The organism is Kitasatospora sp. NPDC101447 (assembly GCF_044767225.1).
Lineage (GTDB): Bacteria > Actinomycetota > Actinomycetes > Streptomycetales > Streptomycetaceae > Kitasatospora.
In genome coordinates, this window is record NZ_JBIWNL010000013.1 from 12,083 (window position 1) to 34,421 (window position 22,339).

Genomic DNA, 22,339 nt, shown 5'->3' on the forward strand with positions numbered 1-22,339 from the left:
CCGCACCGACCGCCGACGCGGCGGTACGCGGTGGCCTCGGCTGCGTGGGCGTTCCCCGGTCCGCCCGCGTCGGGCCCCCGCCCCGCCGGGCGGTCGTCGGTCCCGTCGTGACGGATTTGTCCGGGTGGGTGAACGGCCATGGGAGGAAAGGCCGTTCACGGCAGCCCCGCACTGTCGACCAACGGTGCGGACGAACGTCTGCGTGAACAGGAGCGTGAAGCACGGTGCTGGTGTTCCCGATCCGTGACTACCTGACCGAGCCCGGCGAACTCGTCGAGTTCCGGGCGTCCGCACCGGCGTCGGCGCTGGCGGGCGGCGGCGGGCCCGCCCATCCCGTCGGCGCCTGCGACGTCCAGGCCACCCATGTGCGGCGCTACCTCACGGCACCCGAGGAAGGGCACGGCTGGCTGGCGACCTTCTTCGACCTGCCGGGGCGGGTGGACGTCGGCGCGCTCGCCCGGGCCTGGCAGGCATGGCTGCGCCGGCACGACGCGCTGCGGACCTGGTTCACCGCCGACGGCGCCGGCCTGACGCGCCGTCTGCTGCCCCCTCAGGCGGTCACGGTGCACCCGGTCGGCCTCGGCGTCCGCGCGAGCGGGGAAGCCGTCCGGACGTGGATGCATGAACGGTTCGCCGAGGCGATCAACCCGGTGACGTGGCCCGGCTTCGTGGCCGGCGCCGTGCTGCGCGACGAGAAGTCCACGCTGTTCTTCGCCGTCGACCACGCCCACACCGACGGCTGCTCGCTGGCACGGGTGTTCTCCGAGATCCGCGCCCTCTACACCGCCGAGACCGGCGGCGCGCCCGCCAGGCTGCCCGAGACCGGCAGCCACCTCGACTACTGCGTGGCCGAGGCCCGGCGCAACGCCGCGCTGGACCCGGCCCACCCCGTGGCCGCCCGGTGGGTCGACTTCCTGGGCCGCGGGCTGCCCGCCTCCTTCGCCCTGCCCCTGGGCGTCGACCCCGGAGGCAGGCACCCGTCCGTGTACGAGACCGTCGACCTGTTCGACCTCCCGCAGGCGGAGGCGTTCGCCCGGGCCTGCCGCCGCGGGGGAAGCAGCTTCGCCGCCGGGGCCGTCGGCGCGCTCGCCCTCGCCGAGCACGAACTCGCCGGCACCTCGCACTACCGGCGGCTGATGGTCGCCCACACGCGCGGCGAGCGCCGCTGGCACGCGGCGCAGGGCTGGTTCGTCAACCTGGTGCCCGTGGAGTTCCCGGTCCCGCGGGGCCGGTCGTTCGCCGCCACCGCCACGGCCGCCCACGACGCGCTCGGCCGCGCCCACGCCATGGCCGAGGTGTCACCCGCCCGCGTGCTCGAACTGCACCCGGCCGCGGCCCTCGCCCTCGGGAACACGGTGCCGCCGGTGCTCTCCTACGTCGACCTGCGGCACACCCCCGGCTCCCGGGACTGGACCGCCGCCCGGTTCGGCGTCCTCGGCTCCGGGGCGCCGGTCAGCGGCGTGTCCGTCTGGCTGTGGCGGCTGTGGCAGGGGCTGCGCCTGACCGTCGCCTACCCCGACAACCCGGTCGCGCGCGACAGCGTCCACCGCTACGTCCGGCACCTGCGCCGGATCCTGGACGCCGCCGTCGGCGAGCCGCAGGGCACTGCCGCGTACGGGCCGCAGGGCACCGTGGAGTACGGGCCGCAGGACACCCCCGCGTACGGGCCGCAGGACACGCCGCCACCGGCCGTGGGCGTTCCCCGGGCGGCCGCGATGGAGCCGGCCCCGGTCGGCGGGGTGTGAGCGTGCACGTCCTCACGGTCGACGACTACCGGCCGCCCCCGGGCCGGCTGGTCGTCCTGGCGCCGACGGCCGCGACGGTCGCCGCGGCGGCGGGTGCTCGGGCGGCCGGCGAACCGCCGGGCGCCAACGAGCGGTTCCACCTCGCCTCTGCGCTGCACCGCCCACAGGCCCGCAACTGGCTCGCGTGCGCCTTCGACCTGCCGTTCCGGGCCGACCCCGCCGTGCTGGCCGCCGGCTTCACCCGCTTCGCCCGCCGCCACCCGACCCTGCGCAGCGGACTGCGGACGGGCCCCGACGACCGGGTGGAACGGTTCGCCGTCCCCGCGGACTCCCTCGCCTTCACCGTCGCCGAGGTGGGCGCCGGCGAGGAGCAGGACCACCTGGACCACCACGGCGTACGGGAACGGCTCACCGCGCTCCTCGACCGGGCCTGCCGCCCGCTGGCCTGGCCCTCGTACGCCTGCGCGGCCGTCCTGCGCGAGGCGAGCACGACCGTCGTCTGCGGGTTCGACCACTGCCATGCCGACGCCCACTCCCTGGCGATCGCCGCCGAGGAGCTCACCGAGATCCTCGACGCGCTGACCCGGGGCCGCATGCCCCGCCTCGCCCCGACCGCCGGACAGGCGAGCAGCCACCGCACCGTCCACCCGCCGGAGCCCGGCCACCACACCGTCCACCCGCCGGAGCCCGGCGGCCCCGCCCGCGCCCGCGCGCTGGACGTCTGGGAGCAGTTCCTCGCCGAGGGCGACGGCGCCCTGCCGAGCTTCCCGCTGCCGCTCGGCACGGACCCCGGCGGGAGCGCGCCGCCCCAGCGCAGCGACCACCGCCGCCTCCTGGACGCAGCCGGGACGGCGGCGCTCGAACACCGCTGCCGGCAGGCCGACGGCACCCTGTTCACCGGCCTGCTCGCCGCCACCGCGCTGGCGGTCCGTGCCGCGGGCGCGCCCGCGCCCCTACGGCTGCTGGTGCCCCTGCACACCCGCCACCGACCGCAGACGGCCCGCTCGATCGGCTGGTTCACCACCGTCGCGCCGCTGACCCTCGACCTCGGCGGCGCCGGCACCCTCACCGCCGCGCTCCCCGCCGCCCGGGCGGCGTTCCGCCGCTCCCGGGAGACGGCCGGGCTGCCGCTGGGCGAGACGGTCGCCGCCCTCGGCGACCGGCTGCGACCCACCGGCGGGGACGTCTTCATGCTCTCCCACCTGGACTACCGCACGGTCAGCACGACAGGCGAGCCCCCGCGGGCGCGCAACCCGCACCACCTCAGCCGCGCCAGCGTCACCGACACCGTCCAGCTCTGGTTCTCGCGTACCCGCGACGGCCTGTTCCTGCGCACGCGCCACCCCGACACCGGCACCGCCGGCCGCACCGTCGCCCGCTTCCTCGACGGCATCCACCGCCACCTCACCGGCGCCGCCACCGGGCTGCCGGTTCCCGGTCCGCTGCTCCCCGGTCCGCTGCTCCCGGCGGGCGGCGCCGACGGCGGCAGGGCGGACGCGTAGGGCCCGTCGTCGAACCCGCGCCTGCGGGGACGCTCCCCGACGCGCCGTCCCCGCCCCCGCCGCCCTTCGGGTGGACGACGGGGGTCCGAAGGCGGGCCCTAGGATCGTCGGTATGGGACTTCGACCCGTTCTGGTGAACATCAAGGCCGTTGACGACACCGCCGTCGGCCGGTTCTGGGCGGAGGCGCTCGGCTGGAGCGTCTCCAGCGCGCAGCCCGGCGAGACCAACGTCGGCCGCGTCGGCATCGACTGGCGGGACCCGGAGCGGATCTGCGTCGACGTGGTCGCCGTCCCGGAGCCCAGGACGGCGGTGAAGAACCGGGTGCACCTTGACCTCGCCAGCACGTCCGCGGCCCACCAGGCGGAGCTGGTCGCCCGGCTGCGGGCGCTCGGGGCGACGCCCGTCGACGTGGGCCAGGGCGAGGTGCCGTGGACGGTGCTCGCCGATCCGGAGGGCAACGAGTTCTGCGTGCTGGAGCCCCGCGAGGTGTACCGGGACACCGGGCCGATCGCCGCGGTGGTGGTCGACTGCGCGGATCCGCGGGCCATGGCGCGGTTCTGGGGCGAGGCGCTGGAGTGGACCCTGCACGAGGTGACCGACGACAGTGCGGTGTTCCGCTCCGCCAAGGGGGTCGGCCCGTACCTGGAGTTCATCCGCACGCCCGACGTGAAGACCGTGCCGGACCGCGTCCACGTCGACCTGCTGCGCTACCCCGCCGACGATCACGAGGCGGAGTCGGCCCGGCTGCGGGCGCTCGGCGCCGACGACCTCGACATCGGCCAGGGCGACGTTCCGTGGCGGTGCCTGACCGACCCGGAGGGCCACGAGTTCTGCATCCTCGCCCGGTCGTCGTCGTCCTGAGGGACCCGCCCGGGCCGTCACAGAGGAACATCAGAGGAACAAGGAGAGACCCGCGCCGTGGACACCCTGACGACCGCCGCCGCCACCGGGACCACCGTCCCGGGGCAGGCGCCCGGTGCCCCGGCGGTGAACCCGGTGCCCCTGCACTGGTTCCAGAAGGAGGCCACCTCCGCCGCCGTGAGGGCCGTGAAGGCGGGCGGCCGCGCGACGGTGGTGGCGGCGACCGGCTCCGGCAAGACGCTGATCGCGGCCGCGTGCGCGCGTCGACTGGCGGCCCGGGGACGGGTGTTGGTGCTGGTGCCGACGATCGAGCTGCTGGAGCAGACGGCCGAGGCGTGGTCGCTGCGGGGCGGACGGCGGGGACTGGCGGTGGCGGCCTGCTCGCGGGAGGAGGCGCTGGAGAGCGCGGAGGCGGGCGGCCGGGTCAGGGCCGAGGTGTCCACGCAGGCCGCGCGGATCGCGGACCTCGTCGCCTCGGCGGGCCCGGGGGAGCCGGTCACCGTGTACGCGACGTACGCCTCGCTGGAGCGGATCGTCCAGGCCCACCGGCAGTTCGGGCTCGGGGCCTGGGACCTGGTGGTCGTCGACGAGGCGCACCGTACGGCCGGCTCCGAGGGCAAGGCGTGGGCGGCCGTCCACGACGACGAGCAGGTCCCCGCCGTTCGCCGGCTGTACTGCACCGCCACGCCGCGGATCGCCGACGACCGCACGGCGACGGCGGGCCTGGACGACGTCACCGGCGAGACCCTGCCCGCGCTCTGCTCGATGGACGACGAGCGGATCTACGGCCCGACCGTCTACACCTGGACCCTCGGGCAGGGCATCGAGCACGGCTTCCTCGCCGACTACCGGGTGCTGGTGCCGGTGGTCACGGACGACGACCTGCGCGACCTGCTCAACCTGCCCGCCGTCGCCGACCTGCGCTCGCAGCGCACCAACGAGGAACTGCTGCGCCTGGCCCTGCAGGTCGCGGTGCTGCGCGCGGTCGCCGATCTCCAGCTGCGCCGCGTGATCACCTTCCACTCCCGGGTGGCGGCGGCCCGCGAGTTCGCCGGCACCCTGGCGGGGGCGGCCGAGCTGCTCGGCGACGCGGACCGGCCGGAGCGGATCTGGGCGAAGGCGGTGGCCGGCACCGACCGGCTGCGGGAACGCCGGGCCGCGTTCGAGGAGTTCAAGGCGCACACCGGCGAACGGCTCGGCGAGGAGGGCGAGGAGTGCGGCATCCTCGCGAATTCCCGGCTGCTGTCGGAGGGCATCGACATCGCCGCGGTGGACGCGGTCTGCTTCGCCGACCCGAAGTCGAGCGTCATCGACATCGTGCAGGCGGTGGGCCGGGCGCTGCGCCAGTCCTACCGCCAGGGCAAGGTGTCGTGGGTGGTCATCCCGGTCTACCTGCCGACGCCGGCGGCCGGAGACGACACGGCGGCCGCGGACCCGGCCGAGGTCCGCGACGCGGGGGAGGCGGTGAAGGCGGAGGCCGACGCCGAGATCGAGGCGAGTTCCTTCCGGACGATCTGGCGGGTCCTGCGGGCGCTGGCCGCGCACGACGCCCGGGTGGTGGGCCGGATCACCGAGCTGCGCGCCCACCGCGCCCAGCCGCAGCACACCGCAGCCGCCGCCGCAGCCACCGGCCCCGAGGGGGCCGTCGAGGGGGAGGCCGCTGAGCGGGCCGGCGTTGAGAGGGACGGCGCTGAGGGGGCCGGCGCTGAGGGGGCCGGCGCTGAGGGGGATGCCGTCGGGTCGGAGGCCGCCGCGGCGGAGCAGCGGCCCGTACCGCCGCCGCAGTCGCCGGTCGAGTGGCTGCGGATCGACGCCCGGCGCCACGCCGACACGATCCTGCGGGCCGTGAAGCTCCGGGTGTTCAACCCGCGGGCCGCCGAGTGGCAGCGCATGTACGCGGTGGCGGCGGTGTTCCACCTGGAGCACGGCCACCTCGACCCCACCGACCGGACCGCCCACGGCGGGCTGGTCTCCTGGCTCGCCCGGCAGCGCCACCTGCGCGGCCAGGGCCTGCTCGACCCCGCCCGGGTGTCCGAACTGGACGCGCTCGGCATGATCTGGTCGAAGCACGCGGGCGCCTGGGAACGCGGCTACGCGTACGCGAGGGCCTTCCAGCACCGGCACGGCCACCTGGCGATCCCGGCGACCGCCAAGCTGGACGGCTACGCGGTGGGCGCGTGGATGCGCCGCCAGCGCCGGGCCGAGAACCTGGCCGGGGAGCAGGGGGCGAAGCTCGACGCGCTGGACGGGCTGTGGCGGCTGGAGCCGGACTGGAACCGCTCGTACCGGCGCCTGCTCGCCTACCTGGAGGGCGGCGGCACCCTCACCGGGCCCGTCAACCGCACCGGCGGCCCGGCCGATCCGGCGTTCCGCCCCGGCACCTGGCTGCGCAAGCAGGACAGGGCCCGGACGGAGGGCAGGCTGACCGCCCGGCAGTCCGCGCTGCTGGACGCCCTCCCGCAGGGCGCGCTCGCGCAGGGCGCTCTTCGGCACGGCGCGCTCCCGCAGGGCGCCGTCCCGCACGGGGCCCTTCAGGGGGACGCCGGCGGCTCCGTGGGCGGCTGACCGGTCGTCGGCCGGTCCGCCAGCAGGGCCAACAGGCTGCGGCGGGCGGTGTCGACGTGTTCGGCGGCCAGCCGGTCGAGTTCCTGCTCGTCACCGCCCGCCCGCAGCAGCCGGGCGAGTTCGCGGTGCTCGTCGACGACCAGTGCGCGGTACCCGCCCTGGGCGAGCGAGACCCGCTGCAGCTGGAAGAGGAACACCTGGGAGCGTACGGCCTGCCAGGCGGCGGTGAGGCGGCCGTTCCCGGCGGCCTCGTAGATCCGGTCGTGGAAGGCCATGTCGAGGGCGAGCAGCCGCGGGACCCCGGCGCCGGCGGCCAGTTCGGCGGCCATCTCGTCGACGAGCCGGTCGAGCCGGTCGAGCTGGGCCGGCGTCGCGCGGCGCATCGCGGTGACGGCGGCCAGCCGGTCGAGCGCGGCGCGGACGCGGTAGACCTCCTCGACGTCGACGGCGGTCGCCGCGACGACGGTGGTCGGCCGGTGCCAGCCGGTGCGGATCAGCCCCTCGCGCTGCAGCTGCGCGAGCCCTTCGCGCACGGCCCCGCGGCTCACGCCCAGCGTTTCGGCGAGCTCGACCTCGCGCAGCGGGGAGCCGGGCGGGTAGTGCCCGTCGAGGATCGCGTCGCGGACCCGGTCGGCGACCTCGTCGGCGAGCCCGCGCCGGACCGCCTTCCGCAGGGGTTCATCGTTCATGTCCGAATGTTGACATTGGATGGGTGCCGGGATCAAGGTGGGGAACCATGACTCGTCCCGCCTTTCATCTCGCCATCCCCGTCGACGACTTGGCCCGCGCCCGCGCGTTCTACGGCAGCGTGCTCGGCCTCCCCGAGGGCCGCTCGACCGACGGCTGGGTCGACTGGGACCTCCACGGCCACCAGCTGGTGACGCACCTCGTCGCCGGCTCCCGCACCGAGGCCGGCGGCTCCCGTCCCGAGCCCGCCGGGCACGGCACCGTGGACGGCCGCCCCGTCCCCGTACCGCACTTCGGGCTGGTGCTGGACGTCGACGCCTTCCAGGTCCTCGCCCGGCGACTGACCGACGCCGGAACCGCGTTCGTCGTCGAGCCGTCCCTGCGCTTCGCCGGGCAGCCCGCCGAGCAGTGGACGATGTTCCTGCTCGACCCGGCCGGGAACGCCCTGGAGTTCAAGGCGTTCCGCGACGAGACCCGGATGTTCGCGCGATGAGGGGCGTCCTGGTGACCGGCGCCTCCCGGGGCATCGGCCGAGCGGTGGCGCAGGCGTTCGCCGCCCGGGGCGACCGCGTCGCCGTGCACTACGCGACGGACCGGCAGCAGGCCGAGCAGACCCTGGCCGCGCTGCCCGGCGAGGGGCACGTCCTGGTCGACGGCGACCTCGGCGACCCGTCCGCGGCCGAGCGCATCGCCGAGCACGCGGAAGAGGCGCTCGGCGGGGTCGACGTCCTGGTCAACAACGCCGCCGTCGCCACCTCGGCGGCGAACGCCCACCCGGTGGCCGAGGTGTCGTACGAGGACTGGCAGCGCGTCTGGCGGCGGATGGTCGACGTCAACCTGCTCGGTGCCGCGAACCTCGGCTACTGCGTGGCCCGCCGCATGATCGCCCGCGGCGCACCCGGCCGGATCGTGCACATCGGCTCGCGGGGGGCCTTCCGCGGCGAGCCGGACCACCCCGCGTACGGCGCGAGCAAGGCCGCGCTGCACGCCCTCGGCCAGTCCCTGGCCGTCGCCCTGGCCCCGCACGGCATCTCGGTGACCTCGGTCGCCCCCGGGTTCACCGCCACCGACCGGGTCGCCGACCGCCTGGCCGGCCCGTCCGGGCAGGCCCTGCGCGCCCAGAGCCCGTTCGGCCGGGTCGGCACCCCGGAAGAGGTCGCCGCGGCCGTGCTCTACCTGGCCTCGCCCGAGGCCACGTGGGCCTCCGGCACCATCCTCGACCTCAACGGGGCGTCCCACCTGCGCCTGTGAGACGCCGGCGGGCCGGTGTGTCGCAGGGCCGCCGGAGGCCTGGTGGGGGCCGCTGCAGGGCCGGTGCGGGGTCGATGTCGCCGAGCCGCTGTGGGGCCGGTGCGGGGCCGGTGTGGGGCCGGTGCGGGGTCGCTGTGGGGTCGGTGCGGGGCCGTCGGCGAGCTCCCCGGCCCCCGCTCCGGCACGATCAGGCGCCGTCCGCTGTGCGGCATCGCCGCAGGCGCTGCGAAGTCGGTGACACCACCGCGCCGGCCGATGCCACCGCGAGGACGTCCCTCCTGGCCGCGTCGGCCGTTATACCGGACGGCGCCTGACGGCGGCCGGCTCCCGTGCCGCCGATCGTGCCGCCGCGCGGACCCCGGTCCGGGCGGCGGCACGGGCGCCCGCCGCATACCGAACTGCCGGGGAGGAAAGACCAGTTGTCCCACAGCCCCGCGCGCGTCGCCGCGCAGACCACCACCGCGTTCGCCCTGCTCACCTGCCTCCTGATGGTCCGTCAGGACAACCCGGCGGCGCCGCGGACGCAAGCACCGCCACCCGCCACGACCGTCGGCCCCGAGCAGCCCGCCGGCCACGGCGGAGCCCTGCTGCGCGAGCCGGACGACCGGACCGGGAGCCCGTCCGAGCAGCCGGCCGCCCGACTGCGGGCCGTACCTCCGGAGGCCGAGCCCCGGCAGCCGAGCGGATTCGGCACCCTGACCTCCTGGCCGGCGTCGCTGCGCATGGCGGCGGCCGGGGTCGACGCCTCCCGCGCGGCCGAGGGCGCCGCGGTGGTCGCCATACCGGAGAGCGGAGAGGACGGCCAGGAATGGCTCGTCCGGCCCGCCCCCGACGGCGAGGTGACCGTCCGGTCCCCGCTGGCGAGCACCGACGACGACGCGGGCGGGCCCCTCCTGCTCACCGCCGACCCGGACGGCTCGGTCTACCTCTCCCGGGAACGGCCCGACGACGGGCAGCAGGACGCCGGCCAGGGGTGGCGCGTCGAGGACGACCACGCGCCCCTGCGACCCCCGGAGCCGGGCCCGTCCGACGGGCGGACCTCCCTCCGGCTGCGGCTCCACGCCCACCGGGGCGGCTGCCTCGTCGAGCAGGGATACGGCGAGCGGCTCGCCGTCGGCGGCTGCGACGACCCCCGCGCCTGGTGGACCGCCGAGGGGCTGACGGGCTGACGGCTGACGGGCTACGGGCAGGCGGGCAGACGGGCGGCGCCGGCCCGGGCAGGCCCTGCGGCCGGTGGAGAGCGCGGTCAGGGTGGTCCTCCTGCCCCTCGGGGTTCGCCGCCGCCCGTACGGCGCCCTTCCGGGCCACCCGCGTCACCGCGGTTCTCGGGGGGCGCGCTCCGCCCGTCCTCCCGTCCGTCCTCCCGCCCGTCCTCCCGCCCGTTTTCGTGCACGGCCGTCGCCCGGACCGAGAACGCCACCAGGCCGACCAGCGACACGCCCCCCAGCACCGCACATGCCCACGGCGGCCCGGCCTGGACGAGCACTCCGAGGACCCCGAAGGCGACACCCGTCGCCAGGACGAAGTCGATCGACACCGAGCCGCGGTCGCGGTCCGCGACCGTCATCGCCTCGTCCACGGTGTGCCCCAGGGCCGCCAGTTCGGCGACGCGTTTGCGCACGCGCAGGGCGTGGACGCGCGCGGTCGCCGGGCGGCAGCCCAGCTGCTCGGCGATCTCGGTGAAGTCCCAGCCCATGACGTACCGGAGGTAGGCCACCTGTTGCTGCCGCTGCTGCGGCATCCGCCGGATGAAGGCGGTGACCTCCCGCGCGGCGGCGAAGTCCTCGGCGTCGGCCGCCGGCGCGGCCGTGCTCCAGCGGACCGCCCCCTGCACGGCGTGCTGCGCCGGTTCCCCGTGCGCCCGGCGTACCGCCGCCGGGACGCATCGGGCGATCCGGCGCCGGGCCACCGTGTAGAGCCAGGCCCAGGGGATTCTGACGGTGTCCCAGACGCGCAGCGCCTCCTCGAAGGTGTCCTGGACGACGGCCTCGACGTCGGCGTCCCGCTCGGACAGGCCCAGCTCGGCGGCCTGCCGGCGCGCCGCCCGCAGGAGCCGGCCGTGGTACAGCCGGTATGCCTCCTCGAACGGCATCGTGGGCTCCCCGCTCACCGGGCCCCGCCCGACGCCGGCCTGTCCGACGCCGGCCTGTCCGACGCTCGCTCGGCGCGGGCCGGCCGGGCGAGGGCGTCGGCGGGTTCCGGCACCGCGGGTACGGGGCCGTGGAGCAGCAGGGTCAGGGGATCCATCATGCGGTGTGCCTTCCGGGGTCGGGCCGCCCTCGGCGGGCTCCCGGTCCGGGTGCCTGGGCGGCTGCCCGGAAGTGGCGTTCGCAGGCCCGGGCGTTTACCGTCCGGGCCGCGCTGTCCCACGGGAGGCCGACCCGGGTGGGGGTCCGGCGCAGGCCCCCGCAGGCCGCCACGGGCATCTCCTCAGAACTGGATGTCGGGCGCCTGGAGGACGATGCGCAGGCTCTCGGCCGCGCGATCCACCTCGACCTCGTAGCGGAGCCAGACGTTCTGCAGGTTCTCGTCCGATCCGTCGGTCACCATCACCCACAGCAGCAGGCCCCAGGCCACCGCCGGGTCGTGGCCGTCCACCTGGCCCCCGAAGCCGACCGGGACGGCGACGCCGATCCGGGACGGCGGGTCCTGGCCGAAGTCCGGCGGGGCGAAGTCGGACGCGTCGTTGCCGGCCAGGACGACCGGGGTGTCGATGACCTTGAGCCAGTGGATCTCGACGCCCTCGACGATCCGTTCGAGCGCGACGGCCAGCCACTGGCGGACGGCCGTCTCCGGGTCGGTCAGCCAGCCCAGCGGCCCATCGGGGTCGGTCGCACGGGTGAGGTCGTCCTGGGGCGGGCCGAAGTGCTCGTTCTCGACGGGCCCGCCGATGACGTTGCCGTCGCGGTCCACCTCCCACCAGCGCCGGATCGACTCGGGCGGCGCCCAGGTCTCCGTGGAGTACTCGCCGGCGACCTCGTAGATCCAGGATCCGCCCTGCCCGACCAGCTCCGGCGGCAGGCCCGGCAGCGCGTCCCGAGGCACGCCCGGCGATGCGTCCTGCGGTGCGTCCTGCGGTGCCTCCCGCGGCGGTGCGTCCTGCGGTGCCTCCCGCGGCGGCGCGTCCTGCGGTTCCACCCGCGGCGGCGCGTCCTGGTGCGTGTCCTGCGGCGCGGCTGCCCGGTCCCGGTTCTTGCGGCTGAAGATCCCCATTCCTGGCCCTTCCCCCCTCGACGCGTTCCCCCTGACTTCCGGTGATTCTGCCCCAGGATCCGCTCCGCGGAGCGGAGTTCCCGGAATTCGCTTCCCGGGAGGTACCGCGGCGCGTCGTGGAAAGCACCTCGGAGAGTCGGATCCATTCGTCCGGCGGTCTCCGGATGACCGGACGAACTCCCAGGTCAGGGCCGACTGTCAGTGCCTCGCCGTAGTGTGTAACCAACGTCGGAGGGGCGCGCTGGAAGGCGCCGGAAATGGCGTCGAAAAGCGTGTTGGAAAAGGGGAGAAGCATGTCCGCGAACAGGATCAAGCACAAGGTCAACCACGTTTCGCTCGTGGTCGACAAGTCCGGCTCGATGCGCCAGCACGAGGCACAGCTCATCCGCGTGGTGGACGAATTCGTGAAGGGCCTCCAGGAGGAGTCCGACCGGCTCGGCCACGAGACCCGGATCAGCCTCTACGCGTTCGACCACCAGGTGCACAACCTGGTCTGGGACATGGACGTCAAGCACCTGCCGTCCCTGCGCGGCCTCTACAAGGTCGACAACGGCGCGACGGCGCTGATCGAGGCGGCCGTGAAGTCGGTCGACGACCTGAAGAACATCTGGGAGGGCTACGGCGAGCACTCCTTCCTCCAGGTCGTCGTGACGGACGGCGAGGAGAACGCCTCCGGCTACTCGGAGGTCGGCTCGATGCACACCCGTATGGGCGGAGAGGGCAAGGTCGTCCTGAAGACCTGGATGGGCCGCATCAAGGGCGCGATGGACGACCTCCCCGGCCACTGGACGTCGGCGATCCTCGTCCCGAACTCCCTGGCCAAGCGCACCGCCCAGGAGTACGGCTTCCCCGCGGGCAACATCGCGATCTGGGACGCGGACTCCACCAAGGGCGTCGAGGAGGCCATCGGCACCGTGAAGACGGCCGCCACCAGCTTCCTGCGCGGCCGCGAGAAGGGCGTGCGCGGCACCCGGAACCTCTTCACCATGGGTCAGGACCTCAGCAGCGCCGACGTGACGGCCAGCCTCGACGCCCTGGACGCCGGCAAGTACATCCTGGTCCCGGTCGACGAGGCCATGCCGATCCGCGACTTCGTCACCGGTTCCGGGCACACCTACAAGACCGGCTGCGCCTACTACGAGCTGTCCAAGCGCGAGAAGATCCAGGGCCGCAAGCAGCTCGCCGTCGCCGAGAAGGACCCGGTCACCGGCCGCATGACGGGCAAGGTGTTCTCCGGTCCGGCGGCCCGCGCACTCCTCGGCCTGCCGGCCTCGGAGGTCGCGGTGAAGCCCGGCGACAACCCCTCGTACACCGTGTTCGTCCAGTCGACGTCCGTCAACCGCAAGCTCGTCCCGGGCACCAAGCTGCTGGTCATGCTCTAGGGTCCGACCGGCGCCGCGAGCCCCGAAGGTGGAAGGCCTCGGCAGTGGTCGTTGGCGAAGTTGTACGTGGTCGCCGCGTGCGGGGTGACGGCGGCGAAGCCGCCCTGGAAGAGGATGCGGCCGGAGACCGCGACGGAGTAGCGGTCGTAGACCGCCTTGGACTCCTCCTCGGTCAGGTTGTTGGTGAAGGCGTAGTGGAACTCCTTCTCGGTGATCGGCACCGCGCGGCTCTTGTCGGCCGGGTTCTTCAGCACCGGGAAGGTCGCCTTGATCTCGCTGAACGGCAGCGCCTTCACACCCTTCACCGGCGCGCCGTCGATGGAGACCCCGGCCGAGCCGTAGCCGGCGTCGAGGAGGAGCTGGACGAAGGCGCCGCCGAAGGAGTGGCCCATGATGATCGGCTTGGTGTCGAGCGCCTCGACGGCCCGAGGGAGAGCCGGCCAAGTGTCACCTGTTCACACGGCGGTTCGCCGAGCCCAGAACAGGACGTGGCCGCTCTTCCCCTCGGGCACGAACTCTTCGTGGACCACGTCGAGGCCGGCCTTCACGAGCCAGGAGCGGTTCGTGGCGGCGTCCGCGTGGCTCCACCACATCGCGACCCCGCCGCCGAGCCAGTCCTCATCAGTCCCGGTCCAGGCCTGGTGCCCGGTGGTGCCCAGGAACCATCCCCCCGGCCGAAGCCAGGAAGCGATCCGCTCCAGCAGGGCGGGCTGTTCCTCCAACGGAATGTGGATCAGCGCATACAAAGAGACCACAGCATCGAAGCTCTCCTGCGGAAGCTCCAGAGCCGTGGCGTCAGCCCGGATGAAGTCGGCATCCGGCACCAGTTCCCGGGCCCTGCGGATCTGGACCTCGCTGATGTCGACACCAGTGACGCGGTGACCGGCCGTGACAAGCGAGCGGGCCACCGGAACACCGGTCCCACACCCGACATCCAAGACCGTGGCCGCATCCGGGATCCGGTCAAGCAGCTGCCCTATCCACGAGCCGTACTTCGTCTCGCTGCCGAATGCGCGCTCATAGCGCTTCGACAGCAGGTCATACCCGCGCCGGACCAAGTCCTTGGGATCTTCTACGTCCACGCCGCCGCACGCTAGTGCCCGGAGGTCCCCCAGCGCGACGCCTTTTCACCAGCTCCGTGGATGCGCGTCAACGCCGAAGGACTTCCGGAGAACGGCATCACACCCAGGGCGCGTTTGTCGAGCCGGGGCCGGGATCGCTGAGCGGCCAGGACGAGATCGCAGCATCGCCAGGCTGGCGATACGGTGGTTAAGGCGGCTATGCCAACTACGGCCGAAGCGACGTGGCCGAGCTGCCCAGTGCTCGATCTACCGAAACCCTGACATCGCCTTAGATTTGACCGGATCAGCCGCCACGTCGAATTTCCCTCATTCTCACGAGAGGGGACAGCGATGAACAGGCGAACGCCGGGCCGAAGAATTCTTCCGAGACTGGCAGCAATCCTGATCCTGTCCGGAGGTCTAATCCCTCTCTCGGCAACATCCGCCAACGCCTACCCGCCAGCCGGCTGGTTCCAGATACGGACCACTGTACGAGACCAAATTGGTTCTGTCCGCGCCATGGATGTGCTGTCAGAAACGTTCCAGGTCGACGGAACCATTCGCTTGAACGGGCCCTCCATAACGGATCAGCAGCGCTGGAAAGCTCTGCTCGTGTCGGGCGATATAGGCGACGTCAAGCTCGAAAACAGGTTGACCGGGCAATGCATCAGCTACGCGAACACTGTTCATCCTGTGGTCGTTCTGACCCCGTGCAACGGGCCACAAACCGTGTTCGAGTCGGTGGCGGTCGGGGGCGGCTGGGTATTCCAGAGCAAGGAGGTGTTCGGCGACTTCCCTGGATTCCCCGGATTTAAGGTCTGCCTAGAAGCCCAACCGGGCTTTGGTCCACACTTCGGCCACGTAATCCTGCAAGATTGCGAAGTCGGAGCCCCGTACGACCCCCTCGACATCTGGAATTCCGTACCGATTCCTCCGGATTGACACCCGAGAGTTGGGGGATGCTGAGTCCGACAGGCTGTCGGTCGCCGAGACCGTGGGCTGCTCCGGCGTCACGGCCTGGCGCCGGCTACGGGACTGGACCGAAGCGGGCGTCTGACCCCCCTGCACTCCGCCCTGCTGACCGAACTGCGCCGCACGGACTCGCTGGACCTGGACGACTGCGCCGTGGACGGCTCGCACGTCCGGGCCCTGAAAGGGGGGATCATGTTGGCCCCTTCGCCCGTCGACCGCGCCCGCCCCGGCTCCAAGCACCATCTGATCGTCGACCGCCACGGAACCCCGTTGGCTGTCACGCTCACCGGCGGCAACCGCCATGACGTCACCCAGCTTGCTTGCAGCGTCATCTGCCTGCGACGACTTCGGCGGAATCGCCACTCACCAGGTCAGTAACGCAGGCGCGCCTCAGATCCGTCGATGCGCAATGTGCAGTTCCTGAACACCTGCAGCACAGGCTGGCCGCCGCCGACCGGAGCCAGTGTGAGGCCCAAGTCCCGCAACGGCTTCATCACAGCGACGGTGTGAGAGCCATCCGGGTCCGGCCCCCTGAGAGCCGCCCATGCCTCGAACAACCCCATCGCGCTCTCCCAGCCCGGCCCTGGGGTGAAGTGCGCCAGAAAGAACGGCTGGTCGCAGCCGTACTCACTCAGCTCGCCGAGCAAGGTGTCCCCCTGCAAGAGCTGCCACTGCGTCACTACTTGCCCCCGATCAAAAGCGCCCAGTCTCGGTCGCATCTTTCCAGTGCGCAACCAGCCGGCCAAGCGTGTCATTCTGAAATGATCAGTAAGCCTTCCGCCCGGGTCGTCTCGGAGCGGCCGGGCGGCGTGCGCCGGGGCTGCCGCCCTACCGGCGGGCGAGAGCGGTGGCGGTCAGGGCGGTGACCGCCACCGCGGCGATGCCGACCAGCGCTGCGGTGGCGTAGGCGTGGTCGTTCGCCGGTCGAGCGAGACGTGGAACGTGGTCGCCACACTGGTGATCAGCAGCGCCCCGAGGCCGGCGATCGCCGCCACGACCAGGGCGATGAACATGAGGGCGGGGGCCGGCAGCCGTGCGTCGGAGTGCTCCGGGGTGGGCCCCGTCACCGCTTCGGCGCTTCGCGGTCCTGGCTTTCGAGCTCTGCCAGGTGCGCCAGCGCCGGAAGCGCCGCCACCAGGGCCTCGACCTCGTTGTCGGAGAGGTCGTCGATCAGCCGCGCGAACGCATCGACGCCCGACTGGTGCCGAGTCTGGACGTACGACGCGCCGGCCTCGGTCAGACACACCAGCGTGACCCGCTTGTCGGAGGCGTCGCCCCTCCGCTCGACCAGTCCGGACTCCTCCAGCACCCGGACCAGCACGGTCATCGCGGGCTGGGTGACACCCTCGATCGCGGCCAGATCGGTGATGCGTCGCGGGCCGGTCCTGTGCAGGGTGGCCAGGGTGGCGGCGGACGTGATGCTCATGTCGCGCGGAAGGCGTCTCACGGTCGTGGTGGCCAGCCCGTAGAGGGCCGACCCGATCGCGGTGGAAGCGCTACGGGTGGTGTCTTGACGGCGGCTCATGCATGAAGCATACAATATTTATATGAATGCTTTATATATATCTCGCCCCGAACGCGGTGCCCCGGCTCCGCACCCGGCGCACCATGCGGCGGTCGCCGTCGGCACCATGGCGGACGCCGTGCGCCGGGCCCTGGCCGAGGACCGCGCCGAGGACGACATCACCACCCGCTGGGCGGTGCCGGACGGCGCCCATACCCAGGCGCGCGTCGTCGCTCGCCAAGACGGCGTGATCGCCGGCACGGCGATCCCCGCCGAGGTGTACCGGCAGCTCGGCAGCGACGTCGTCGTCACCTCGCACGTTCGGGACGGCGACCGCGTCCACACCGGGCAGGACCTGCTCACGCTGGCAGGACCCGCACGAGAGATCATCACCGGCGAGCGGACGGCTCTGAACTTCCTGCAACGCATGTCCGGCATCGCCACCACCGCCGCGGCCTTCGCGGAGGCGGTGGCCGGGCTTCCGGTACGGATCCTGGACACCCGCAAGACAGCGCCCGGGCTTCGAGCGTTCGACAAGGCCGCGGTCGCCGCCGGCGGAGCGGGCAACCACCGGCTCGACCTCGCGGCGATGGTCCTGCTCAAGGAGAACCACATCGCCGCGGCGGGCGGCGTGAGCGCCGCGATCGCGGCAGTGCGCGCGTGCAACACGCGGGGCGTCGCCGTCGAGGTGGAGGTCGAGTCGACCGCCCAGGCCATCGAGGTGCTGCGCGCGGGAGTCGAGTGGATCATGCTGGACAACATGTCCATCGACGACATGCGGCACATCGTGGCACTGCGAGGGCCGGAAGGGCCCCGACTTGAGGCGTCCGGATCCATCACGCTGGACACGGTCAGAGCCGTCGCGGAGACCGGAGTCGACGCGATATCCGTCGGTGCCATCACCCACAGCGCGCCGGCGTTCGACCTCAGTCTGCTGCTGACGCCGACGGCGCCGGCGGATGGCGGACACCCGGCAAGGGTCGGATGAGGCCGGGGCTCCGCCAGCGTGGACGGGCTGGATCGCCTGCCATGGCCGGCGGCGGGCGCGTCCTGTCCCGTGACGGTCGAGTCGTCGCCCACGAAGCCGGAGTCAGGACGTGGTGAAGGTGTGGTCGGCCGGGTCCGGCGGGAGTCGTCGTCCAACACCCGGGCCGATGTCCTGGCCGGATGTCACGGTGGTCGATGCGTGCGTGCGGCGCGACGGCCGGGGCGGCAGCCCCACCGCCGTCACCGACGACGACCCCGCGGCGACGGACGCGGACCGGCGTGCGGTCGCTGCTGCGGCCGGCACCTCGCACGCGGCGTTCCTCGGCCCGGAGCGGAGGCCGGACGGTGGCCGGCCGGTCCGGTTCTTCACCGCCACCGCCGAACTGTCCGGCTGCGGCCACGGCACCGTCGCCGCGCAGGCGGTCCGGTTGACCCGCACCGCGCTGGGCGAGCTGAACGACCGCCAACACACCGGCGGGCGCACGTTCGACACCGTCGCGATCCGCCGCCCCACCGGAATCGAGGTGTGGTTCGACCAGGGCCTGGTCGCGCTGCGTCACCCGGCACCGGACGAGCGCGCCGCGATCGTCGCCGCGCTGGGGCTCACCGCGGACGACCCGCATCCGACCGACGCGCCACGGATCGCCGCGCCCGGCGCACCCCGCATGCTGGTACCGGTCCACGACCGGTCGGCGCTGCTCAGGGTCCGCCCAGACCTCGGCAGGCTGACAGCGGCGTGTCGGCGGTACGGGCTCCTCGGCTGTTTCGTGTACGTGCCGCCGGTGGGCGACCGGCCGGGTGCGGCGCGGATGTTCGCGCCGGCGATCGGTGTCGACGAGGACGTCGCCAACGCCAACAGCACCGGCTGCCTGGCCGCCCACCTGCTCGACACGACAGGCGCGCAGACGGTCGCGATCGAGGTGGAGCAGGGTGACACCCTCGGTCGACCGGCCAGCGTGCTCGCTTCGGCCCGACGCGGGCCGGCGGGCATCACGACCCGGGTCGGCGGGTTGGCGGTGGTCCGCGGCGGACACTGAGGCGACGCCTGGGGTGTTCCTTTCCGATCACCGGATCGTCGGTCTGGTCGGGCCGTTGGCTGACGCGCAGTGGGCATGGACAGAACCGTCGTCGCCGGACCGGGCGTCGAGGCGGGGCGGCTGGGAGCGGGGCCGCGGTGTGGCGGGGTAGGGTGGTCAGGGGCGGGGGCGCGGTGTGGGGCCCGCCTGCTGGTAGAGCGTCACCAGCACGCCGTGCACCGGCTCGTCCGGCGAGTCCTCCTCCGCCTCGTCGACCAGCCGGGCCAGGGCCTCGGCCAGTCGGGCCGCCTTGGCCGGGCTGAGCCGGATGTGGCGCAGGGACAGCGTGTGTTCGACGGGGGAGCGGTCCACCTCCTGGGCGACGGCGCCGAGCAGGGCGGCGATGCCCTCGGCCTGCGGCTCGGCGACGTTGAGGCGCTCCGCGGTCCGCCGGTAGTACTGCTCGGTGCCGCCGCGGACCTGCCGGGTCCCGGCCTCCTGGACCAGTCCCGCCTCGCGCAGCACCTTGAGGTGGTGGGAGACGCTGCCCTTGTTCACCCCCAGCTGTGCGGCCAGCTTGCTGATCGTCGACGGTTGGCCGCTCAGGGCGAAGAGCAGGCGCTGGCGCAGGGGGTGGGCGAGCGCGGCGTGCTGCAGGGGTGTGTCGATCTGCTGGGCGTCGTCTGCTGATGGCTGGTTCACGGAATCAAGTGTTAAGTGCTGTTGACGCTTTGGCAAGCCGCTGGTCTACTTCTCTGCCATGACTGCCATCACCGCGATTCCCGCGCTGGACACCGTTGCTACCACCGCCGCCGTCGAGTCCATCGCCGCCCTGCTCGCCGAGAACTACGTCTTCCCCGATGTCGCCCGGGACTTGGCGGACCTGCTGCGGCGCCGCAGCTCCGAGGGCGCCTACCCGGCCGGAACCGCCGAGGAGCTGGCCGATGCGGTCACCGCCGATCTGCGGTCCGTCAACGGCGACCTCCACCTGGCGCTCAAGTACCACGCGGAACCGGTGCCGGAGCACCGGGGCGCCGCGGTGATGGCGGAGATGCGCCGGAAGTTCGACGACTCCCTGGGCGGGGTACCCCGCGTGGAACTCCTCGACGGCGGCGTCGCGCTCCTGGAGCTGGCACCGCACATGTTCCCGCTGGACTGGGCGGCGCAGCCGCTGACCGCGGCGCTCTCCCTGGTCGCCCCGGCCCGCGCCCTCATCATCGACCTGCGCCGCAACGCCGGTGGCGACCCCAACACGGTCGCCTTCGTCTGCGGCTACCTGATCGACGGCCGCACCCATCTCCAAACCCTGCTCAAGCGCCAGGGCGAGGTGGCCGAGCAGTTCTGGACGCCCTCGTTCGTGCCGGGCGCCCGCTTCGGCGGCAGCAAGCCGCTCTACGTGCTCACCAGCGGGGAAACGTTCTCCGCCGGCGAGGAACTCGCCTACGACCTGCAGCAGTTGAAGCGCGCCGAGATCGTCGGCGAGACCACCCGCGGCGGCGCCCACCCGCGCGAGGGCTGGACGGTGCACCCGCACCTGGAGCTCTCCGTGCCGGTCGCCCGCGGCGTCAACGCCGTCTCGGGCACCAACTGGGAGGGGACGGGCGTGCGCCCCGACGTCCCGTGCGACGCCGGGGACGCGCTCGACCGCGCGCTGGCCCTGGCCACGGCCCGCCTGGCGGCCTAGTGCCGCATCAGGCAACGTTCGCCCGCGTCCCGCCGGACGGGGCGGCGGCAGGCAACTGTCGGACGGGGTCCGCGTAGTCTCGCGGGGTGCATTCTCATCTGACCTTCGAGAACCCTCCTGCGCTGCCTCACGAGGTGGTGGTCGAGATGTTGGAGCGGGCTCTGCGCGACCGCTCGGCGGAGGGCGAGGCGGCGGGCGTCCTGGTCGGGGCCGCGTTGAACGACGACGACGCGGAGTTTGTCGAGCACTGGTGCGTGCAGGTCGGGACGCGGGCAGTGTCTGGCAGTCCGTTGCTCGGGCTGGCCGGCCTGTGCCTGGGACACACGGCTCGACGCTTCGGGCGCCTCAGCCATGTAGCCCTCGCGCTCTCACAGTCGCTGGCGACGCGGGCCGAGGCCGACCCGTCAGACGTGGACGGTCGGGCCGTCGACGGCTATGACGACGTCCGGAGCTTCCTGCAGCTGTGGTGACGACCGTTGTCGCCGTGGCAGGTCAGGCTGCGTTGGCCCGGCTCACCAGGGCTTTGAGGCGCTTGTCGGCGGCGTTCTTGTTCCGCCAGATGATGTAGCGGCGGATCATGCTGCCCTGGGCCCTATGGCTGGGGTGGTCCGTGCCGTCGAGGGCGAAGTAGCGCAGGGCGGTGAACTGGGCCTCGATCCGGTTGAGCCAGGAGCTGTTGGTCGGGGTGTAGGCGATCTCGACGTTGTTCGCCGTGGCCCAGGTCCCGACTCGCTGGCACCGCTTGGTCGTCAGGTGCGGTGAGTAGTTGTCGCAGATGATCGCGATGCGTGTGCCGGTCGGGTGGAGGGATCGGAGGTAGCGGCAGAACCCCAAGAAATTCGACCGGTTCTTCGTTTTCCTGATGTGGCCGTAGAGCTGGTCTTTGCGCAGGTCGTAGGCGGCGAAACCGATGTCGTCGACCACCCCCTCGGCGACCAGGAAGTCGGCCGGCTTGACCAGACTCCAGGTCGAGAACGGCAGGCCGTGCTCGACCGGTCTGGACTTGGCGATCTTCTTGACCTCACGGCGTGCGGGCAGCGTGAAGGTCCTGGGTCGGCCGCCGTTGTACTTCGGGTAGAGCGAGGCGAACCCGTCGGCGTTGACGTTGTGGATCACGTCCCGGACGCGGTCCGGGCTGGTGAACGTCACTTCGGCGATCTTGGCCACATCCCGCTCAGCATGACGCACGACGCGCCGCCCGGATCACCACCGGACAGCGCGTCACGACAGGGCGAACGTTGCTTGATGCGGCATCAGTTCTTGATGTTGATGTGCATGTTGAACGTGGCGCCACCGAGATTGACCAGGAGGTTTCCCTGCCATGTGCGCGAGTCCAGGGTGGCTCCGACGTTGCCCTTGCCTGCGGCCTGCTTGTTCTGCGCCGGAGAGGAATGGAAGTTGGTGAAGAACGGGTGCACGGCCCCGGCCGCCACGGCGTCGTTGCAGATGCCCTGCGCCGCCGCCCAGAGGGTGCGCAGGGTCTCGTAGTCGGCACCGTTGTACTCGACCGAGAGCGTCGGGTTGCGCTCACCCGCGGCGACATAGGAGTGGCAGAACTGGTTGAGGATGTCCTCCACGTGCGAGCCGTTGAACTGGCCGTCCGCCTGGATCTGGTTGAGGAGATCGGCGGAGTCGGCGTCCAGCCTCGCCTGGCGCACGGCCTGCGCCGCTCCGCGCAACTCCTGGATCTTGTCGTCGGAGAGGATCTGCCGGGCCGGGTCGAGGCCCTCACGAGGGTCGCAGGCGACCCTGACCACGGCGGTCCAGTCCTTGTCGCTGAGGCCCTCCGGGTCGAACGAGATGGACTGGCAGTAGTTCCGAAGGATCGATTCCGCTTCGGGTGTGCTTTCGGCGTACTCGCCCTTAGGGCCCTTCTTTGGCACGTCTACCCCCCATTTGGTCGTGTCC

The 22,339-nt window shown here is 72.9% G+C and carries 24 protein-coding genes and 1 pseudogene; 14 read left to right on the forward strand and 11 right to left on the reverse strand.

Annotation, left to right across the window (positions count from 1 at the left end; translation table 11 throughout):
• Positions 1–224: 224 nt before the first annotated feature.
• The 4 genes from ACIRST_RS19905 to ACIRST_RS19920 all read left to right on the forward strand — a co-directional run bounded on the left by ACIRST_RS19905 (position 225) and on the right by ACIRST_RS19920 (position 6,674).
• Complete coding sequence (locus ACIRST_RS19905) at positions 225–1,745, forward strand: condensation domain-containing protein (RefSeq protein ID WP_402803250.1); 1,521 nt, start codon at positions 225–227, stop codon at positions 1,743–1,745.
• A 2-nt stretch (positions 1,746–1,747) separates the two neighbouring features.
• Positions 1,748–3,247 carry a hypothetical protein gene (locus tag ACIRST_RS19910; RefSeq protein WP_402803251.1) on the forward strand — a complete coding sequence of 500 codons (1,500 nt, stop codon included), beginning with the start codon at positions 1,748–1,750 and terminating at the stop codon, positions 3,245–3,247.
• A 112-nt stretch (positions 3,248–3,359) separates the two neighbouring features.
• The gene (locus tag ACIRST_RS19915) at positions 3,360–4,109 is read left to right on the forward strand and encodes a VOC family protein (protein WP_350520366.1); all 750 of its coding nucleotides are present in this window, start codon (positions 3,360–3,362) and stop codon (positions 4,107–4,109) included.
• A gap of 57 nt (positions 4,110–4,166) precedes the next feature.
• Positions 4,167–6,674, forward strand: coding sequence for a Helicase associated domain protein (locus tag ACIRST_RS19920; protein WP_402803252.1), 2,508 nt, complete (start codon positions 4,167–4,169; stop codon positions 6,672–6,674).
• Here ACIRST_RS19920 and ACIRST_RS19925 read toward each other — a convergent pair.
• Positions 6,641–7,363 carry a GntR family transcriptional regulator gene (locus ACIRST_RS19925; protein WP_402803253.1) on the reverse strand — a complete coding sequence of 241 codons (723 nt, stop codon included), beginning with the start codon at positions 7,361–7,363 and terminating at the stop codon, positions 6,641–6,643. The two genes, ACIRST_RS19920 and ACIRST_RS19925, sit on opposite strands and share 34 nt — an antisense overlap.
• A gap of 47 nt (positions 7,364–7,410) precedes the next feature.
• Here ACIRST_RS19925 and ACIRST_RS19930 point away from each other — a divergent pair, with 47 nt between their 5' ends.
• The 3 genes from ACIRST_RS19930 to ACIRST_RS19940 all read left to right on the forward strand — a co-directional run bounded on the left by ACIRST_RS19930 (position 7,411) and on the right by ACIRST_RS19940 (position 9,781).
• Complete coding sequence (locus ACIRST_RS19930; RefSeq protein WP_402803254.1) at positions 7,411–7,854, forward strand: VOC family protein; 444 nt, start codon at positions 7,411–7,413, stop codon at positions 7,852–7,854.
• Positions 7,851–8,612, forward strand: coding sequence for an SDR family NAD(P)-dependent oxidoreductase (locus ACIRST_RS19935; RefSeq protein WP_402803255.1), 762 nt, complete (start codon positions 7,851–7,853; stop codon positions 8,610–8,612). The genes ACIRST_RS19930 and ACIRST_RS19935 overlap by 4 nt, the downstream gene beginning before the upstream one ends.
• A gap of 419 nt (positions 8,613–9,031) precedes the next feature.
• Positions 9,032–9,781 (forward strand): hypothetical protein, encoded by a 750-nt coding sequence (locus ACIRST_RS19940; RefSeq protein ID WP_402803257.1) that lies wholly within the window; start codon positions 9,032–9,034, stop codon positions 9,779–9,781.
• A 77-nt stretch (positions 9,782–9,858) separates the two neighbouring features.
• Here the strand turns inward: ACIRST_RS19940 and ACIRST_RS19945 are convergent, their stop codons facing one another.
• Positions 9,859–10,704 (reverse strand): RNA polymerase sigma factor, encoded by an 846-nt coding sequence (locus ACIRST_RS19945; protein WP_402803258.1) that lies wholly within the window; start codon positions 10,702–10,704, stop codon positions 9,859–9,861.
• 338 nt (positions 10,705–11,042) lie between these two features.
• Entirely contained in the window at positions 11,043–11,825 is a 783-nt protein-coding gene (locus tag ACIRST_RS19950; RefSeq protein WP_402803259.1) for a hypothetical protein, read from the reverse strand.
• Positions 11,826–12,118: 293 nt separating this feature from the next.
• Between ACIRST_RS19950 and ACIRST_RS19955 the strand changes: the two genes are divergently transcribed.
• On the forward strand, positions 12,119–13,207 hold the full coding sequence (locus tag ACIRST_RS19955) for a VWA domain-containing protein (RefSeq protein ID WP_402803260.1): 1,089 nt from the start codon (positions 12,119–12,121) through the stop codon (positions 13,205–13,207).
• On the opposite strand, the gene ACIRST_RS19960 is transcribed toward ACIRST_RS19955, so the two are convergent.
• Positions 13,204–13,599: a hypothetical protein gene (locus ACIRST_RS19960; protein WP_402803261.1), complete on the reverse strand. Its 396-nt coding sequence runs from the start codon at positions 13,597–13,599 to the stop codon at positions 13,204–13,206. The genes ACIRST_RS19955 and ACIRST_RS19960 overlap by 4 nt on opposite strands.
• A gap of 63 nt (positions 13,600–13,662) precedes the next feature.
• Positions 13,663–14,289 carry a class I SAM-dependent methyltransferase gene (locus tag ACIRST_RS19965; RefSeq protein ID WP_402803262.1) on the reverse strand — a complete coding sequence of 209 codons (627 nt, stop codon included), beginning with the start codon at positions 14,287–14,289 and terminating at the stop codon, positions 13,663–13,665.
• Between the two features lie 498 nt (positions 14,290–14,787).
• Here ACIRST_RS19965 and ACIRST_RS19970 point away from each other — a divergent pair, with 498 nt between their 5' ends.
• Positions 14,788–15,210, forward strand: coding sequence for a hypothetical protein (locus tag ACIRST_RS19970; RefSeq protein ID WP_402803263.1), 423 nt, complete (start codon positions 14,788–14,790; stop codon positions 15,208–15,210).
• Positions 15,211–15,262: 52 nt separating this feature from the next.
• Positions 15,263–15,609, forward strand: a pseudogene (locus tag ACIRST_RS19975) (transposase); the annotation flags it as partial.
• A 2-nt stretch (positions 15,610–15,611) separates the two neighbouring features.
• Here the strand turns inward: ACIRST_RS19975 and ACIRST_RS19980 are convergent.
• The 3 genes from ACIRST_RS19980 to ACIRST_RS19990 form a co-directional block, all read right to left on the reverse strand.
• Positions 15,612–15,920 carry a hypothetical protein gene (locus ACIRST_RS19980; protein ID WP_402803264.1) on the reverse strand — a complete coding sequence of 103 codons (309 nt, stop codon included), beginning with the start codon at positions 15,918–15,920 and terminating at the stop codon, positions 15,612–15,614.
• Between the two features lie 174 nt (positions 15,921–16,094).
• On the reverse strand, positions 16,095–16,307 hold the full coding sequence (locus ACIRST_RS19985; RefSeq protein WP_402803265.1) for a hypothetical protein: 213 nt from the start codon (positions 16,305–16,307) through the stop codon (positions 16,095–16,097).
• On the reverse strand, positions 16,304–16,765 hold the full coding sequence (locus ACIRST_RS19990) for a MarR family winged helix-turn-helix transcriptional regulator (RefSeq protein WP_402803266.1): 462 nt from the start codon (positions 16,763–16,765) through the stop codon (positions 16,304–16,306). The genes ACIRST_RS19985 and ACIRST_RS19990 overlap by 4 nt, the downstream gene beginning before the upstream one ends.
• On the opposite strand from ACIRST_RS19990, the gene nadC reads away from it, so the two are divergent.
• Complete coding sequence (gene nadC, locus ACIRST_RS19995) at positions 16,764–17,732, forward strand: carboxylating nicotinate-nucleotide diphosphorylase (protein WP_402803267.1); 969 nt, start codon at positions 16,764–16,766, stop codon at positions 17,730–17,732. The genes ACIRST_RS19990 and nadC overlap by 2 nt on opposite strands.
• A gap of 166 nt (positions 17,733–17,898) precedes the next feature.
• Positions 17,899–18,768, forward strand: coding sequence for a PhzF family phenazine biosynthesis protein (locus ACIRST_RS20000; RefSeq protein WP_402803268.1), 870 nt, complete (start codon positions 17,899–17,901; stop codon positions 18,766–18,768).
• A gap of 156 nt (positions 18,769–18,924) precedes the next feature.
• On the opposite strand, the gene ACIRST_RS20005 is transcribed toward ACIRST_RS20000, so the two are convergent.
• Positions 18,925–19,449, reverse strand: a complete 525-nt coding sequence (locus ACIRST_RS20005) for a winged helix-turn-helix domain-containing protein (protein WP_350520380.1) — start codon at positions 19,447–19,449, stop codon at positions 18,925–18,927.
• A gap of 58 nt (positions 19,450–19,507) precedes the next feature.
• Here ACIRST_RS20005 and ACIRST_RS20010 point away from each other — a divergent pair, with 58 nt between their 5' ends.
• Together ACIRST_RS20010 and ACIRST_RS20015 are read left to right on the forward strand one after the other, a co-directional pair.
• On the forward strand, positions 19,508–20,431 hold the full coding sequence (locus ACIRST_RS20010; protein ID WP_402803269.1) for a S41 family peptidase: 924 nt from the start codon (positions 19,508–19,510) through the stop codon (positions 20,429–20,431).
• Positions 20,432–20,517: 86 nt separating this feature from the next.
• Positions 20,518–20,901 (forward strand): hypothetical protein, encoded by a 384-nt coding sequence (locus ACIRST_RS20015; protein WP_402803270.1) that lies wholly within the window; start codon positions 20,518–20,520, stop codon positions 20,899–20,901.
• Positions 20,902–20,923: 22 nt separating this feature from the next.
• On the opposite strand, the gene ACIRST_RS20020 is transcribed toward ACIRST_RS20015, so the two are convergent.
• On the reverse strand, positions 20,924–21,619 hold the full coding sequence (locus ACIRST_RS20020) for a transposase (RefSeq protein WP_402803271.1): 696 nt from the start codon (positions 21,617–21,619) through the stop codon (positions 20,924–20,926).
• A gap of 65 nt (positions 21,620–21,684) precedes the next feature.
• Entirely contained in the window at positions 21,685–22,314 is a 630-nt protein-coding gene (locus ACIRST_RS20025) for a hypothetical protein (protein WP_402803272.1), read from the reverse strand.
• Between the last annotated feature and the right edge of the window lie 25 nt (positions 22,315–22,339).